This window comes from Lysinibacillus sp. NPDC097279 (assembly GCF_044761745.1).
GTDB lineage: Bacteria > Bacillota > Bacilli > Bacillales_A > Planococcaceae > Lysinibacillus.
The window spans coordinates 26,912-42,839 of record NZ_JBIWDA010000011.1; the positions used below are offsets into that span (position 1 = coordinate 26,912).

Sequence of the window (15,928 nt, forward strand, 5' to 3'; positions counted from 1 at the left end):
TATACAAAAAAAGTTATTGTTCACCCTAAAAGAGTCATGACAATAACTTTCGATGTTCATCAATTATTCATTTGTTTAGATAAGAAATTAGCAGCTGTTTCCACTACTTTTACTTCTACTTCGCCTACAAAATGGACTTTAGATAAAACAATGATACAACCAATTGGATCACCATTTACCATGATTGGTGTTGCACAATATGATTTTACTTGCTCATATTGTCCAGGAACAATCTCAATAGTTGTTTCCATTTTCTCAATTTTTGTTGAACGCTCGTCCATAAAACCTTCTGCAAAAGAGGTAATACGGCGATTAATATATTCTTTCTTGCCAATCCCTGCAACAGCGATTACTTCGTCTCGGTCTGTTACAAACGCTGGAGTGCCTAGCGTTTCATACAATGTTTCTACATACTCACGTGCGAATTCTCCTAAATCATTAATTGGAGAATACTTTTTCAAAATGATTTCACCTTCACGGTCCGTATAAATTTCTAACGGGTCACCTTCACGAATACGTAGCGTTCTACGAATTTCCTTTGGTATTACCACACGTCCTAAATCATCTATACGACGAACAATTCCTGTTGCTTTCATGCTAAACTGCCTCGCTTTCGTATTCATTAAAATTTTTCTACAACAATAGTATGGTTTTTCTTAAGACAATCTATGCAAAAAATGAACGAAAAGGATTTTGAATCCAACATTATTTTTTTTAATAAAAATTTGTCTTTTCATACAATAAGGCTGAACTTGCCAATTTGTCAACAAGTTCAGCCTTTTTTCACATATTTTTTTTCGAATTTGCAATAATCTGCATTATTTCTTCTAATATATCAAAATGATGGCATTTATTGCATTTACGCTCATCAATTGTCAATATCAATTGCATACTATCCATTCCGAAGCCAACAGCTCGCTCAAATTTCATCGTTTCCGTTACAATTTTACTGCCATCTATTTTTGCAGAGCCTTCTTCAGAGATCAAAATGGAAATAATCTTTTGCTTTTCTTTAATAGAAGTAACGCCCATTTCTAGTCCCCAAATTTTCATGCGAGCAATACGAAGTAACCGTTCTGTCTCAATCGGTAAATCACCGAAACGGTCTTGTAATTCTTCAACAATCTCTTCGTATTCATCGACCTGGTCCATCGCTTTAATGCGCTTATACATTTGAATTTTTTGATAACCATCTGGAATATACGCATCTGGAATATACGCATCAATATTGAGTAAAATTTCTATCTCTGGCTTCTCCTCTTTTTTCACGCCAGTTTGTCGCTCCGCAATGGCCTCTTCAAGCATTTGTGAATACAAGTCAAAGCCGACAGAATCAATAAAGCCATGTTGCTGAGCACCCAATAAATTACCAGCTCCACGAATAGATAAATCTCGCATTGCGATTTTAAAACCAGATCCGAGCTCCGTAAACTCTTTAATAGCCTGTAGTCGTTGCTCTGCCACATCTGTAAGTACTTTATCACGCTGATACATAAAATAGGCATATGCTACACGGTTTGATCGACCTACGCGACCTCGTAACTGATACAATTGTGCTAAACCCATTCGATCTGCGTCATGAACAATAAGTGTGTTGACATTAGGAATATCAACACCAGTCTCGATAATGGTAGTCGTTACTAGGACATCATAATCCCCTTCAATAAAGGCTAAGATGACAGATTCTAATTGGGATTCAGTCATTTTACCGTGTGCATGTCCGATACGTGCCTCAGGGACAAGCATCTGAATCTCGTCCACCTTCCGTGCCATATCCTCTACTCGATTGTATAAGTAAAATACTTGGCCACCACGTGCCATCTCTCGCTCAATGGCTTCTCGTACAAGTGCGCCACTATGCTCCATTACATAAGTTTGCACTGGGAAACGGTTAGCAGGGGGCGTTTCAATAACCGATAAATCTCGCACACCTACCATAGACATATGCAATGTTCTTGGAATAGGCGTTGCAGTTAAAGTTAATACGTCCACATTCGTCTTCAGTTGTTTAATTTTTTCCTTATGTGTAACACCAAAGCGTTGTTCCTCATCTACAATGAGTAGGCCAAGATCTTGGAATGTTAAATCTTTAGATAATATTCGATGAGTTCCTATTACAATATCAACTTGCCCATCTTTTAATCCCTTTAATGTCGCTGCTTGCTCCTTTTTCGTACGGAAACGAGATAAGAGTCCAACATTAATGGCAAAGTCCTGGAATCGATCACGGATTGTCTCGTAGTGCTGCTGCGCTAAAATCGTCGTAGGCACTAGGAAAGCAACTTGTTTTCCGTCTTGAATGGCTTTAAATGCCGCACGAATGGCTACCTCTGTTTTGCCATACCCCACATCACCACATACAAGTCGATCCATTGGACGTTCACGTTCCATATCACGTTTTACTTCGATAATTGAACGCAGTTGGTCTTCTGTTTCTTCATAAGGGAATGATGTCTCAAAATTTCGCTGATCATCGTTATCAGGCGCAAAAGCATGCCCTTTTTCTGCTTCTCGCTTAGCGTAGAGCTTAATTAAATCATCTGCAATATCTTGAACAGCAGAGGAAACCTTCGCTTTGGCTTTTTTCCACTCCGCTCCACCTAATTTATGTAGCTTCGGCTCTCGATCTTCGGATGCCACATATTTTTGAATTAAATCGATTTGCTCCACAGGCACATATAACTTATCATCTGCGCGATATCGTATATGCAAATAATCTTTATGTGTCCCATTGACTACTAGCGTTTCTACACCGATATATTTCCCTATCCCATGATGGACGTGCACAACATAGTCACCAGGCTTAATTTCTGTATAGCTTTTAATACGTTCTGCATTGGTCATTTTTTGAGGTCGTGATTTTTTCTTCGCTTGCTGTTTAAATAATTCATCCTCTGTTACAACAGCTAAACGCTGCAAAGGCAGTTCAAATCCGCTTGATAATCCACCTTCTATAATATACAGGCCAGCATCAGTCGGCTCCCCAATTGTTGCATGAATGTCATATTCCTCAAGCATTTGCTGTACACGTTTCACACGGCTTTTATCCCTAGCTACGATAAGCACCGCGAATTTACCGAGCTGCCATCGCTCAATTTCACTTTGTAATAATGCCATTTGTCCGTGGAATTGCTGCATCGGCTTGCATGAAAAATTAGTTGTCTTATTGAACGTAATGCCAGCAAACGTACGTGAAAATAATGAGAAATATAGCTTCTGCTGTGTTAGCATTGCTAAAATCTCCTTTAAAGAAAAGGCTGGCTTTACATCATGTACCATTTTCCCTTCTTCAATCAGTGATAAAAACCACTCTTCTTCTTCACGCTCCCACGCATCCATTACTTCTTGAATACGACCAAGCTCGTCAAATAATACGATGCCATCCTGTGCAAAATAATCACCTAAATAAGCCGTTTTATCATATAACAAGGAGCCGTATTTATTAACGAAATCTGGTAGGTTTCCTTGTTGCAACAGTTCAATATCGTATTGAATATGTTGATAAAGAAGCTCTTTCGTCTCCTGTTTTTTCACCTTTTTCAAGCTTGTCGCCAACGCACTTTCTAAGCGCCCTGCTAAAGCTATTCGCTCTTCCTTTGTCAAAATGACTTCTGACGCAGGTAAAATACGAACTTTTTGTAATTTATCTATTGAACGCTGATCATCTGCAGAAAATGTACGAATCGAGTCTACTTCCGTATCAAATAACTCTATTCGAATAGGCGCTTCTAAATATGGAGGATAAATATCTAAAATGCCTCCACGCAAAGCAAATTCACCAGGCGTAGTTACCATTGAATTACGGACGTACCCCATCGCCACAAGCGTTTGGAGCCATTCCTCAATTTGTACTTCCTCGCCTACCGTCGTCTGTAAAAAATAATGTATCCAATGCTCTTTCGGAGGCAACATTTTTCGCAAGCCAGCAATAGGTATAATGTAAATGGCTTTTTCACCTCTCGCTAGACAATCAAGCGTTGCGATACGCTCTGCTCGAAGCTCTGGAGAGGCTACTGATAAGTCTGCAGCAATAAACTCATCTGCTGGATAATAGTGGACATACTCCTCCCCTAATAAACCAACAAGCTCATCCGCCATTTTTTGTGCCTGCAATAAATTTGGCGACACTATATAAATAGGTTTTTGTACATGGTCAAATAACGCATCGACCATAATTGGTCGTGCGCTTCCTGTTAAACCTGTGATGAGCTGAGATGCTGTATTGCCGCTCTGAATCTCCTGTAAAAATGATGTGATATGTTTGTCCTGCGACACAATCTGTCGTAAAACTTCCACAGTCAAAAGCCCCTTTCAGCGCGAAAATTCTAATTATTTAATGTGTTTCATACTACCAATCTAGTACAATATTACACATTTCATTTGTCTAATTATCAAGTTCACCTTTGTGTAATTGTCCTAGCATTAAACTCTCGGTTTAGAATACATGATGTATTGATATTCATCATGTGAATTATCATCACTTTACTATTGACAGTAATGTCATATGCTACTTCAAAAATAAAAACGGAAAAAGCTTTGAACGCACGCAATGTGCGCCAAAGCATCCTTCCATTATTGAATCCATTTATTGAGTGCGTGATAATCTGGATATTGTCTAAGCGAATCCTCACATTGCTCACAAATGCAGTGTACAGTCGTTTGTCCATGTTGATCTTTCTCAACATAATCGTCTGCCTCACCTAATTCAAAAATATGCAACTTTCGAATTGTATCATCTGCATCAAATGGTAGTGTTCCTATTTCTACTTCACAATGCCTACAACGGTAGCGAATTGCCATCTCCAAATCATCCTCCTTTAAGCAACTTACTACTTAAAGTATAGACATTTTGGAAAAGGATTATGCACCGTTAAATTGGCTCATCACATCAAGAAATGGTTTTGAAAGAGACGCTTCTATTGCATTCACACTATTATTAATAGCATCTGCCATAACTATATTGTCTTCTTTAGAAAACTTCGATAGCACATAATCCGCTACCTTCATGCCAGTCGGTGGACGACTCACACCAATGCGAATTCGGTTAAATTCCTGTGTTCCTAAATGTTGAATCAAAGATTTAATGCCATTATGTCCACCCGCACTACCTTTTTGACGCAAACGCAATTTTCCTGTTTCTAAATCTAAATCATCATAGATGACAATTAAATCTTTTACATCAATATCAAAATAGTCCATAAGAGGTCTAACACATTCACCTGATAAGTTCATATATGTTAACGGCTTAACAAGTAGAACCTTTCCTTCAGGACGATGTACTGTTGCATACATGCCATTGAACTTTGAAGTAGCTAATGGCGCATCCCACTTTTTAGCTAATGCATCAATTACATCAAACCCAATATTATGTCTTGTATGCTCATACGGTTTACCTGGATTCCCTAAACCAACGATAATTTTCATAAGTACCTCACTTCTTTCAATCTAATAGTCATTATTTTACCATACTGAGCTATAAGAAAACATTTCGTTCAACCCAGTTATGAACAAATATACGAATGATAAAATTTTATTCCTAGCTTATAAAATTTCATTTTTATTACAATAAAAAAAGCTATCAAGTCCGTCTTTTACGACTTCCTCGATAGCCTTCCCTTTAAGTAAACATTTAACCTTCTGACTCAACGCTTTCTTCAACTTCAGTTTCGTCGTCTGTAGAAGCTGTTGGCGCCATAACAGTTACTAAAATATGATCATCTTCATTCACAATTTCAAAATCCACATGATCGCGAATATCCGCTACCATAATCGTTTCACCAATTGCTAGTTTTGTAATATCAAGCTCTAATGTTTCTGGAATATCAGTAGGTTTTACTTTTATTTTAACTTCTAAGTTAGGCTGCATTAAAATGCCACCTTCACTTACACCAACTGATTCTCCAACAAGTGTTACCGCTACGTCTACTTCTAATTCTTCAGACATATTAATTGCTAAAAAATCAACATGATTCACTTCATCCTTCAGAGTACATTTTTGTACTTCTGATACAACGACATTTACCCTTTCACCATCTAACTCCACCGGAATAACACCATTACGTCCATTTTTTTGAACGAACTGTCTAAATTCTTTCGCTGAAATAGAAATTGGGGTTGAATCTAGTTTGTAGCCATAAATAACTGCAGGAATGGCTCCCCCTTTTCTAAGTTGGGTTAATGTTGAACGATGCCCAGCTTCGCGTTTATTTACACTTAAGACTGTACTCATACTTTACCTTCCCCTTCCAAGAAAATTATTCATGCCTTATCACGGATGCCACATACTAATTACAGAATTCAATATGAAAATTGCTTTCTTCTGTTAAATGTCTATGACAATCACGAAAGGCTTTATAATATTTACATCTTTTTTTCAAGAACGTAAATATTACACCGTAACAATTACTATTATACCCTTTAATTTGCACATTCACACATAACAGCTATGCAAAAAGGACAAATCTACTCATAAATGTAGATTTGTCCTTTTTTTGTCACACAATATGCTGTATCAATTATTTCTTTATTCTATATAAAATTAATCGAATAAAGTACTTACTGATTTATTTTCATATACACGAGAAATTGCATCTGCCATCAATTTAGCTACTGAAAGCTCTGTAATTTTTGGTGATTTTTTCTCTTCAGAAAGTTGAATTGTATTTGTTACGACTAATTCTTTAATTGCAGAATTTTCAATACGCTCGATTGCTGGGCCAGATAGTACTGGGTGTGAGCAGCAAGCATACACTTCTTTTGCACCAGCAGCACGTAATGCGTCAGCGCCAATTGTAATTGTACCTGCAGTATCGATAATATCATCAATCAAGATTGCCACTTTACCATCAACATTACCAACGATATTCATTACTTCTGCAACATTTGGTTTTGGACGACGTTTGTCAATAATTGCAATCGGTGCTTTTAAACGTTCTGCCATTTTACGCGCACGAGTTACTCCACCGTGGTCAGGTGAAACAATTACGATTTCCTCAGAAGGAATACCTTTAGATTTGAAGTAATCAGAAAGTAAAGGTACTGCCATTAAGTGGTCAATTAAAATATCGAAGAAACCTTGGATTTGCGGTGCGTGTAAGTCTAATACGATAACACGTGTTGCCCCAGCCGTTTCAAGTAAGTTTGCCACTAATTTAGCTGTAATTGGCTCACGCGCTTTTGCTTTACGGTCTTGACGAGCATAACCATAATAAGGCATTACAACGTTAACTGTACGAGCAGATGCGCGTTTCACAGCATCTACCATAATTAAAAGCTCCATTAAATGTTCGTTTACAGGTGCAGAAGTCGACTGCACGATAAACACATCACAACCACGAATACTTTCTTCAATACTAATTTGAATCTCTCCATCGCTAAAGTGCTTAACTGAAGATTTCCCTAATTCAACTCCCATTTCTTGCGCAATTTCTTGGGCTAGTGGGTTATTAGAATTGAGTGAAAATATTTTTAATTGTGAGTTTGCATATTGATACGGCATGATGGCCTCCTGTTTATTTGATAATTATTTTGAATTTAATTTGCTTACATAATTCGGTTTGTTTTCTTGTCTTGCACGAGCAATTGCTAGTGCATCCTCAGGAACTTCTTTTGTAATTGTAGATCCTGCTGCAATAAATGAACCTTTTCCAACTTTCACTGGCGCTACCAAGTTAGTATTACATCCTACAAATACATCATCTTCAATAATTGTTTGGAACTTGTTTTTCCCATCATAGTTTACTGTAATTGAACCACAGCCAACATTGACGTTATTGCCTATTTCAGCATCTCCAATATAGCTTAAATGGGATACTTTCGTGTCGTTACCTAGTTTACTTTTCTTCACTTCTACAAAGTTACCGATTTTAACATGGCTACCGATATCAGAAAGTGGACGAATATGTGCAAACGGTCCAATTGCTGTATCTTCCGCGACAGTGCTTTCGCGCACAACTGATGAATGCACAGAAGTACGGTCATCAATACGGCTATCGATAATTTGCGTATTTGGACCAATAATACAGTCTTCACCAATTACAGTTGCTCCTTCAATCATAGAGCCAGGTTGAATCACTGTATCACGACCAATTACTGCATCTGAGCTAATGTACGTAGCATTTGGATTAATGATCGTTACGCCATTACGCATATGACGTTCATTAATACGCGCACGCATTAACTCTTCTGCCTGTGACAATGCCACACGGTCATTCACACCAAGAGTTTCTTCAAAATCATCCGTTACATACGCTTCAACGATATCGCCTTGTTTTTGTAAAATTTCAATGACATCAGGTAAATAATACTCACCCTGTGCATTATCATTTTTTACAAGTTTTAACGTTTCAAATAAAGCTTTGTTATCGAAGCAATATGTCCCAGTATTAATTTCTTTTACTCGTTGCTGCTCTTCGTTTGCATCTTTTTGCTCAACAATTTGCTCCACCTGTCCACCATCGCCACGTAAAATACGACCATAGCCAGTTGGATTTTCAGCAACTGCTGTTAAAATTGTTGCTTTTGCACCTTTTGCTTGATGATGCTCAAATAAAGCTTTCATCGTTTCAGGGCGAATAAGAGGCGTATCACCGCAAACAACTAGTGTTGTTCCTTCTTCACTACCTAAAATTGACTCTGCTTGTTGTACTGCATGTGCTGTACCTAATTGTTCAGCTTGTAAAACATACTCGCTCTTATCTCCAAGTTGTTGTTTTACTTTTTCTGCGCCATGTCCTACAACCGTTACGATGCGATTGACATCTAACGTTTGAATGTGATCCACTACATGTTGTACCATGGGTTTCCCACATACTGGATGGAGCACTTTATATAATTTGGACTTCATACGTGTACCTTGACCTGCAGCCAAAATGACAGCAAAAATATTGCTCATCAGTAAGTCCTCCAATACGCTCATTTTCTCTTATGACTATATAGCAAAATTCATCTATTTTCAAGGCATGTAGAATTGACTAAACGGTGAATTCCTAAATCAAACACACCTTATGCTCGAATGGTATGAGCTATACACTACAATTTGCTGTTTTTCTCTTTTTTGAAAAATAAAAAGAACTCCTCAATAAATAGAAGAGTTCTTTTTATTTTCTCCCGCCAAAAGGATACTTATTTGTAAATAACCTTTAAACGAGCATTTATTTCCATAAAACTATACGCCAATTCCTTCTAGTTCAGCTGCTTGCTCTGACTCTGGCACTTCGCTAGAGTTATGGTAAGCATTTAAAATAATTTCTTGAATTTTGTTACGTGTCGTTGAGTTGATAGGATGTGCAATATCTCTAAATTCGCCATCTGGTGTACGTTTACTCGGCATAGCGACGAATAAGCCTGTATTCCCATCAATAACGCGGATATCATGTACCACAAACTCATTGTCGAGTGTAATGGAAGCAATCGCACGCATGCGACCATCCGTTTGTACATGACGTAATCTTACATCAGTAACTTCCATTTTCTCACCACCTCTCATCATAGATGCCTAAATGAAAATATTATATTTATATTGCCGAATATTTCCCTTTTTACAGTCTACCAAATTTTCTAAAAAATTTGAATACTTCATTTTTAATTCGTACTAATATTTTCTCTAGTTTACGGTAAATTTGACAATTGTTTGTCAAATTTTCAAAAACGATTTTATGACGCTGCCAAATTGCATGGTTCATCCTTTTAAAAAAGCCACTCTTTAAATTTTTATAGACAGTAGCTTAAGACCGTTAAAGCAAATTGATAGAGCTCTTTAAAAGAACTTTCAGACGGTTCCTAAAGCTATTTAGAATTCTACTAACGCTTCCGTTGATGGCGTGAGCGAGGCGGCCTACGCTCCGAATATAACGTAACAATCTTTGCCTCAGCGAGGATTTGTTGCCCGTGTAAGGCAATCGCCCGCAACGACAAAGCCAGCTATATGTATCTATAATAAAAGCCCTTTAAAAGAGCTTCCGTTCTTTTAAAGGGCTACTAATTTTTATTTTACGATTGCGATAACTTCTATTTCTACTTTCACATCTTTTGGTAAACGTGCTACTTCCACTGCTGAACGAGCTGGTTTATGTTCTCCAAAATGACTAGCATAAACATCATTCATTGCAACAAAGTCATTCATATCCTTCATAAAGACTGTTGTTTTGACTACATTGTCTAGTGATGAACCTGCTGCTTCTAACACTGCTTTTAAATTAGCAAATACTTGGTGTGTTTGAGCGACAATATCGCCCTCTACTAATTCGCCTGCTGCTGTTAAAGGAATTTGACCTGAACTATAAAACATCCCATTTACGATCATTCCTTGTGCATATGGTCCAATTGCTGCTGGTGCATTCGTTGTAGATACTACATTCATTTGTCATTTCTCCCTTTTTGTAAAATAATTGCCTTCACTTAATGCAATCGTACGATCTTTTTCATTGACCTCATGAAGCTTTACAAGTGAATAGTAATCATCTACTAAAGTTTCGTCTGCATGCTCTGCCTCAACTAGCACAGCGATGCCTGCTAATTGACAGTCGAACTCTTCTAATAGATTTTTCATGCCGTTCATCGTACCACCGACCTTCATAAAGTCATCGGTAATTAGTACACGCTGTCCACTCTTCATGCTTCTTTTAGATAATACCATTGTCTGAATTCTTCGAGAAGAACCAGATACATAGTTTATGCTGACTGTAGAGCCTTCTGTTACTTTACTATCTCTACGCACGACAACAACTGGAACATTTAAATGTCTTGCAATGGCATGGGCAATAGATATTCCCTTTGTTGCTACTGTCATAATAACATCAATTTGCTGGTCAGCAAATGCAGATGCAAAAACCTTTCCAACTCGATTAATTAAATCTGGATTGCCCAATAAATCCGTCATAAATAAATAGCCACCAGGTAACAAACGATCTGAATGTTCGAGCTCTGCTTTTAAATCCTGTATGACTAAACGAACTTCCTCTTGAGACATTTTAGGAATATACTTCACACCACCTGCAGCTCCTGGCACTGTTATCAATAACCCGATTCCTTTTTCTTCGAAAGTTTCTTTAACAATCGTTAAATCTTCACTAATCGAAGACTTTGCGGATTGATATAATTCTGAAAAATAAGTTAGCGGGATCAGCTGATGTGGATGTTCTAGTAAATAGTACGTCATATCAACTAGTCGTTCACTACGCTTCCATTTCATGCGACCCTCTCCTAAACACGAATATTTATAGGTAAAATTAACACAATTATGCGTTTTTAAGCAAGCGTATTTCGCTCCCCTAGTATGCGCACAGCATATACTTCCTCACAAAAACCTCGTAAGCCATTGTAAATTCGGCTCACACGGGCCTCACTATCCACAAGGCCAAAGACTGTTGGACCGCTCCCACTCATTAAAGTAGCATCAGCTCCAAAACGTTTCATCTGCTCTTTTAACATAATTACTTCTGGATGCAACTTAAATGTTACAGTTTCCAAAACATTACCTAAAGATGCACATAGTAGCTCATAGTTATCCGTTTCAATTGCCTTAATCATTTGCTTTGTATTAGGATGCTCAAGTCCATCAACCTTTAAGCCACCATATACTTCTGCTGTTGACACCCCAATTTTAGGCTTAGCTAACACGACCCAACAGCTTGGCGGTGCAGGTAATTCCTGAATTTTCTCCCCTCGCCCTGTTGCTAGTGCAGTACCTCCGTATACACAAAAAGAAACATCTGAACCGATTTTAGCACCAAGCTCCGCTAGCTCGTCTATTGAAAGCTTTAAATCCCATAGTTCATTTAAACCTTTGAGCGTCGCTGCAGCATCGCTACTGCCTCCTGCAAGCCCTGCTGCAATCGGTATTTCTTTTTCAATTGTAATGGATACACCTTGTCTAATGCCGTATGTATCTTTTATAAGACGCGCTGCTTGATAAGCAAAATTGCGGTGATCATTTGGTACGAAATTATCCGTTGAAATAATTTCAATTACTCCATCTTCACGAGATTCTAAGCTTATGCGATCTGCCAAATCGACAGTCGTCATGACCATCTCCACTTCGTGATAATTATCTGGTCGTTTATAAAGAACATCTAATGTTAAATTAATTTTTGCAGGCGCCTTTACATAAAGCATCTTACTTCCTCCCTCATAACTACACGCATAAACAGCCGTTCATTTTTCGCGCAAGATAATTCATTTTATTTTACCATAATGAGAAAGCAAACTGAAAAAAGAACCGTTTTAAAAACGGTTCTCTCTCGTCAGTTGTTTTGTTGTGTTCAGCATCGGTTCATTCCCTAACTGATTGAAGTAAAAATGTCAGCAAGCTATTTTGTGCGAAGTATACTACTTACGCTCTTGCTCGCTGAGTTCTCTTTCCGCCATTTCAATGGCACGTTTCACCATATTACCAGCATCTCGAGCTTTAATTCCGCCCCATCCTTCTTTTTGCACAACATCATAAAATCCAAGCTCTTTGGCGATCTCTTCTTTTAAACGAGGTGACATGATTCCCTTTCTAGGCATGCAAACTCCTCCTTTAACAACTGACGAAATTAGTATGTGCGATAAAACGAAAAACACTCATGTAGTTTTTAACATACATGAGTGCTTCAAAATATAGAAATAAGTACTAGAAACTATTTCGCGACAGCAGCCTGTGCTTCGTCTAAAAATGTAATCTCTACTGCCTCAGTTAAAATATCTGTGTAGCTATACGATACGCGCTTGCACGTATTGTCTTCTTGATCAAGTTCAACTACAAAAATTGCACGATATGTTTCACGCAATATCCCTGCACACTCGACCGTTTTCTTGCGACCGCCGTTTGCTTTTAACTGCAAACGTTTACCCAAATGACAATCCAACGACTTTTTAATGTCCGCTAAAGTTTTTGGCATTTTCGCTTACACCTCACTAATAACTAGTATAAGGGATACGCCCAAAAATGTCAACAAAATATAATATTTTATCAGCCCTCTATAAATGTTGTCAACTTATTTTTTTTAAAAAAATACGTTTTTTTTTCATTTCGAATGAAAATGTAACATATTTTTTACTTTGCAAAGGTTGGATATAAGGCATCCGCTAACTTTCCAAACTCTTGAATGGAAAGTGTCTCACCTCGACGAGTTGGTTCTATATTTGCCGATTGTAAAGCTTCGATTATTTTTTCTTTGTTCGCCTTACCATTTGGTAGACCTGATTGTAAATTATTTAAAATTGTTTTACGACGCTGTACAAACGAAGCGCGCGTTACGACGAAAAGGAAATCCTCGTCTATAACTTTCACTGGCGGCTCATCATGTTTAATAAGGCGTATAACTGCTGAATCTACGTTTGGTTGTGGCATAAAAACAGTTTTCGGCACGGTCATAGCAATTTCAGCCTTCACATAATACTGAATGGCAATAGATAGAGAGCCATATTCTTTTGTTCCTGGTTTTGCTGTAATACGATCAGCAACCTCTTTTTGCATCATGACAACGAATCCGCGAATTGGTAAACGATCATTTAACAATTTCATCAAAATAGGCGTCGTAACATAATAAGGCAAATTAGCAACAACCATAATATCTTCAATGCCTGGCATTTCTTCTTCAATTACCTTCTCCACATCTGCCTTTAAAATATCAGAATGTACGATAGACACATTATTATATGGACTTAGTGTATCAGCTAGTACTGGTAATAAGCGCTGATCAATTTCAAACGATACGACCTTTTTCGCGCTGCGTGCTAAATGCTCTGTTAATGCACCAATTCCTGGACCTACTTCAATCGCGCCACTATTTTCGGTTAAATTCGCATGACTAACAATATTTCTTAAAATATTAGGATCAATTAAAAAATTTTGGCCTAAACTTTTTTTAAACGAAAAGCCATATTTCTTTAAAATTTCTTGTGTTCGAATCGGTGTTGCAATATCCTTATGCATTATTTTCCTCCTGATCTACCTGTGCGACAGCTGCACCAAATTGCAGTTCTGTTATTTGAAACATTTTCAATCTTTTATGAAGTTGTTTACCATTTGTTGCACCAATATTTAAAATTTCTCCTAGACGATCTCTGCGTCTTTTCGCCGCTGGATGCCCAATTAAGCGAGCAGTCATTAAATCTTCTAGCGTAATATCATCAGCAATAGGCTCCGTACTATTTGGCGTATACACAAGACTCAATGCCTCACGAATATCCTCATCTGCCGCATGCTCAATACCTAAACCTTTACCATTTTTCGCAATCGTTTTGGATTTTGGTAAAAAGGCATGTTTCACACCTTGCACGCGCTGTTCAATAATTGCTCGAATTCGTCGTCCTGGATAATCGGGATCTGTAAACACGATGACACCTCGTTTATCCTGTGCATGCTGAATACGTTTAAGCGTCTCTTCCGAAATAGCCGATCCATTTGTTTCTATAGTATCTGCCTGAACAGCTCGCTTAATTGCGGTTGTATCATCTTTTCCTTCAACGACAATCACTTCTTGTATTTGCAAAAAGGCTCCTCTTTTCTACCATATCTTCAGACCATTTTACAACTGCCCTGTATGATTGTACAGAAATACAAAGCTTATGTGTTGTTTACGTGAAAAAAGCTTTCCTGCCAGTCAATACAGGAAAGCCAATGCTTAGTGAAAACATTTTGTTATATTTTACAATTTTTTTAATTTAATACTTTAATGCGCACTTTCTTGCGTCCCCAATTACGAGCTTGTGCATCTGATTGTACTAGTATGTCGATCTTATTACCCTTAATTGAACCACCAGTATCCCCAGCAATCGCTGTTCCATAGCCTTCAACCCAAACTTTCGAGCCAAGTTTAATAACAGATGGATCTACTGCGATTACTTTTAAGCCTGAATCTGAACGTAAGTTAATGCCAGTAGCTGATGTTCCTGAACAACCTTTACAGTAAGGTGTGTACGCTGTTGCAGTAACATAAAACTCTTTTCCACTAGATGGCTCCGCTGAACCACGAGACACAGTTGTAGTGCTGGCTACTAAATTTTTAGTACCAACAGCCACTACTTGTTTCTTTGGCTCATTTATGACTTTTTCAGATTGTAAATTTTTCGCGACAATTTTGCCGTTTTCTTTAACGACTTCATACGTTCGAGAAATTTTGCCCTTCTCGCCCGTAGTTACTACTTTTTGTTTTCCCTTTAGCAAAGAAGCATCCTGCTTCTTTTCAATTGCGAAATCTAATGAGTCTTCCACTACATCGATAACCTTTTCTACGCGAACTACTGCGATTTTACTCTCTGGAGTGATAACGTCCTCCAGGTTATTCTCGACACGATCGAATTCATTTAGCTGAATTCCCTGTTGTTTTAAAAAGTTAGCGACCGTAGTCGAAGTGGACCAAACTTGTCTATTTTCTAAGCCATCGACAAGCGTCACCTGAAACGCTTTTTGAATATCGATTTTGTTATCTGCTCCTACTTCTGTATCCAAGCTTTGCTTTAATGTATCATGCTCTGATACTTCAATATTTGCTTCCTTCAAAATGTTCTTCACTAGTTTTTCAGTTGTCCAAACTTTTGACTGATTTCCATCAACTGAAATTGTTACTTCTTTTGCCTGTTCCCAAGTAATTGCTAATCCATTAACAATTTTGGCATTCAGAGAGGGTGATATTTTATCATGCGCTGCTACGTCTATATTTTCATTTTGTAATAGTTCTTCTACAGTTTTTGCATGGGTTGCTACTTCATTTGCTTCCCCGTTAGCGCTAAGCGTTACGGTTTTTTTAGTACCTTGGTAAAGTACGAAAGAAATTACTGATACAAACAGGACAATTGAAACAATTCTTATCACTGTTTGCTTACTCCTCAATGATCCTAAGAACAAGTTTTTCATGGAATTATTTGACATGAAAAAAACGCCTCCTTAATACAAAGTTGGATTATACGGACTAGAATTAGCACTGTCAACCCGATTGTATTT

General features: G+C 37.8%; 16 protein-coding genes. All 16 read right to left on the reverse strand.

Annotated features, from left to right (window positions below):
* Positions 1-59: 59 nt before the first annotated feature.
* The 16 genes from spoVT to ACIQ1H_RS22320 all read right to left on the reverse strand — a co-directional run bounded on the left by spoVT (position 60) and on the right by ACIQ1H_RS22320 (position 15,856).
* On the reverse strand, positions 60-596 hold the full coding sequence (gene spoVT, locus ACIQ1H_RS22245) for a stage V sporulation protein T (RefSeq protein ID WP_024362596.1): 537 nt from the start codon (positions 594-596) through the stop codon (positions 60-62).
* A gap of 187 nt (positions 597-783) precedes the next feature.
* A complete protein-coding gene (mfd, locus tag ACIQ1H_RS22250) occupies positions 784-4,296 on the reverse strand; it encodes a transcription-repair coupling factor (protein ID WP_402892130.1) in 3,513 nt (1,170 codons plus the stop codon).
* Positions 4,297-4,572: 276 nt separating this feature from the next.
* Entirely contained in the window at positions 4,573-4,800 is a 228-nt protein-coding gene (locus ACIQ1H_RS22255) for an anti-sigma-F factor Fin (RefSeq protein WP_228134495.1), read from the reverse strand.
* Positions 4,801-4,860: 60 nt separating this feature from the next.
* Positions 4,861-5,424 (reverse strand): aminoacyl-tRNA hydrolase, encoded by a 564-nt coding sequence (gene pth, locus ACIQ1H_RS22260; protein WP_228134258.1) that lies wholly within the window; start codon positions 5,422-5,424, stop codon positions 4,861-4,863.
* A 205-nt stretch (positions 5,425-5,629) separates the two neighbouring features.
* The gene (locus ACIQ1H_RS22265; RefSeq protein ID WP_402892134.1) at positions 5,630-6,229 is read right to left on the reverse strand and encodes a 50S ribosomal protein L25/general stress protein Ctc; all 600 of its coding nucleotides are present in this window, start codon (positions 6,227-6,229) and stop codon (positions 5,630-5,632) included.
* A 309-nt stretch (positions 6,230-6,538) separates the two neighbouring features.
* Positions 6,539-7,498, reverse strand: a complete 960-nt coding sequence (locus tag ACIQ1H_RS22270) for a ribose-phosphate diphosphokinase (protein ID WP_340821447.1) — start codon at positions 7,496-7,498, stop codon at positions 6,539-6,541.
* A 24-nt stretch (positions 7,499-7,522) separates the two neighbouring features.
* Entirely contained in the window at positions 7,523-8,893 is a 1,371-nt protein-coding gene (gene glmU, locus ACIQ1H_RS22275; protein ID WP_402892137.1) for a bifunctional UDP-N-acetylglucosamine diphosphorylase/glucosamine-1-phosphate N-acetyltransferase GlmU, read from the reverse strand.
* 273 nt (positions 8,894-9,166) lie between these two features.
* A complete protein-coding gene (gene spoVG / locus ACIQ1H_RS22280) occupies positions 9,167-9,469 on the reverse strand; it encodes a septation regulator SpoVG (RefSeq protein ID WP_228134254.1) in 303 nt (100 codons plus the stop codon).
* A 516-nt stretch (positions 9,470-9,985) separates the two neighbouring features.
* The gene (locus ACIQ1H_RS22285) at positions 9,986-10,360 is read right to left on the reverse strand and encodes a RidA family protein (protein ID WP_228134253.1); all 375 of its coding nucleotides are present in this window, start codon (positions 10,358-10,360) and stop codon (positions 9,986-9,988) included.
* A 3-nt stretch (positions 10,361-10,363) separates the two neighbouring features.
* Positions 10,364-11,191: a pur operon repressor gene (purR, locus tag ACIQ1H_RS22290; RefSeq protein WP_228134252.1), complete on the reverse strand. Its 828-nt coding sequence runs from the start codon at positions 11,189-11,191 to the stop codon at positions 10,364-10,366.
* Between the two features lie 56 nt (positions 11,192-11,247).
* The gene (gene ispE / locus ACIQ1H_RS22295) at positions 11,248-12,114 is read right to left on the reverse strand and encodes a 4-(cytidine 5'-diphospho)-2-C-methyl-D-erythritol kinase (protein ID WP_228134251.1); all 867 of its coding nucleotides are present in this window, start codon (positions 12,112-12,114) and stop codon (positions 11,248-11,250) included.
* A 213-nt stretch (positions 12,115-12,327) separates the two neighbouring features.
* A complete protein-coding gene (locus ACIQ1H_RS22300; protein ID WP_228134250.1) occupies positions 12,328-12,507 on the reverse strand; it encodes a small, acid-soluble spore protein, alpha/beta type in 180 nt (59 codons plus the stop codon).
* A 113-nt stretch (positions 12,508-12,620) separates the two neighbouring features.
* Entirely contained in the window at positions 12,621-12,881 is a 261-nt protein-coding gene (gene veg / locus ACIQ1H_RS22305) for a biofilm formation stimulator Veg (RefSeq protein WP_010857021.1), read from the reverse strand.
* Positions 12,882-13,036: 155 nt separating this feature from the next.
* Positions 13,037-13,918, reverse strand: a complete 882-nt coding sequence (gene rsmA, locus ACIQ1H_RS22310) for a 16S rRNA (adenine(1518)-N(6)/adenine(1519)-N(6))-dimethyltransferase RsmA (RefSeq protein WP_139860055.1) — start codon at positions 13,916-13,918, stop codon at positions 13,037-13,039.
* Positions 13,911-14,477, reverse strand: coding sequence for a ribonuclease M5 (gene rnmV / locus ACIQ1H_RS22315; protein WP_402892145.1), 567 nt, complete (start codon positions 14,475-14,477; stop codon positions 13,911-13,913). The genes rsmA and rnmV overlap by 8 nt, the downstream gene beginning before the upstream one ends.
* A gap of 167 nt (positions 14,478-14,644) precedes the next feature.
* Positions 14,645-15,856: a resuscitation-promoting factor gene (locus ACIQ1H_RS22320; protein WP_139860053.1), complete on the reverse strand. Its 1,212-nt coding sequence runs from the start codon at positions 15,854-15,856 to the stop codon at positions 14,645-14,647.
* Positions 15,857-15,928: the final 72 nt, after the last annotated feature.

Coding starts and splice junctions, on each gene's coding strand:
- spoVT (WP_024362596.1), bottom strand. CDS start 596: ATGAAAGCAACAGGAATTGTTCGTCGTATAGATGATTTAGGACGTGTG.
- ACIQ1H_RS22255 (WP_228134495.1), bottom strand. CDS start 4,800: ATGGCAATTCGCTACCGTTGTAGGCATTGTGAAGTAGAAATAGGAACA.
- pth (WP_228134258.1), bottom strand. CDS start 5,424: ATGAAAATTATCGTTGGTTTAGGGAATCCAGGTAAACCGTATGAGCAT.
- ACIQ1H_RS22265 (WP_402892134.1), bottom strand. CDS start 6,229: ATGAGTACAGTCTTAAGTGTAAATAAACGCGAAGCTGGGCATCGTTCA.
- ACIQ1H_RS22270 (WP_340821447.1), bottom strand. CDS start 7,498: ATGCCGTATCAATATGCAAACTCACAATTAAAAATATTTTCACTCAAT.
- glmU (WP_402892137.1), bottom strand. CDS start 8,893: ATGAGCAATATTTTTGCTGTCATTTTGGCTGCAGGTCAAGGTACACGT.
- spoVG (WP_228134254.1), bottom strand. CDS start 9,469: ATGGAAGTTACTGATGTAAGATTACGTCATGTACAAACGGATGGTCGC.
- ACIQ1H_RS22285 (WP_228134253.1), bottom strand. CDS start 10,360: ATGAATGTAGTATCTACAACGAATGCACCAGCAGCAATTGGACCATAT.
- purR (WP_228134252.1), bottom strand. CDS start 11,191: ATGAAATGGAAGCGTAGTGAACGACTAGTTGATATGACGTACTATTTA.
- ispE (WP_228134251.1), bottom strand. CDS start 12,114: ATGCTTTATGTAAAGGCGCCTGCAAAAATTAATTTAACATTAGATGTT.
- ACIQ1H_RS22300 (WP_228134250.1), bottom strand. CDS start 12,507: ATGCCTAGAAAGGGAATCATGTCACCTCGTTTAAAAGAAGAGATCGCC.
- veg (WP_010857021.1), bottom strand. CDS start 12,881: ATGCCAAAAACTTTAGCGGACATTAAAAAGTCGTTGGATTGTCATTTG.
- rsmA (WP_139860055.1), bottom strand. CDS start 13,918: ATGCATAAGGATATTGCAACACCGATTCGAACACAAGAAATTTTAAAG.
- ACIQ1H_RS22320 (WP_139860053.1), bottom strand. CDS start 15,856: ATGTCAAATAATTCCATGAAAAACTTGTTCTTAGGATCATTGAGGAGT.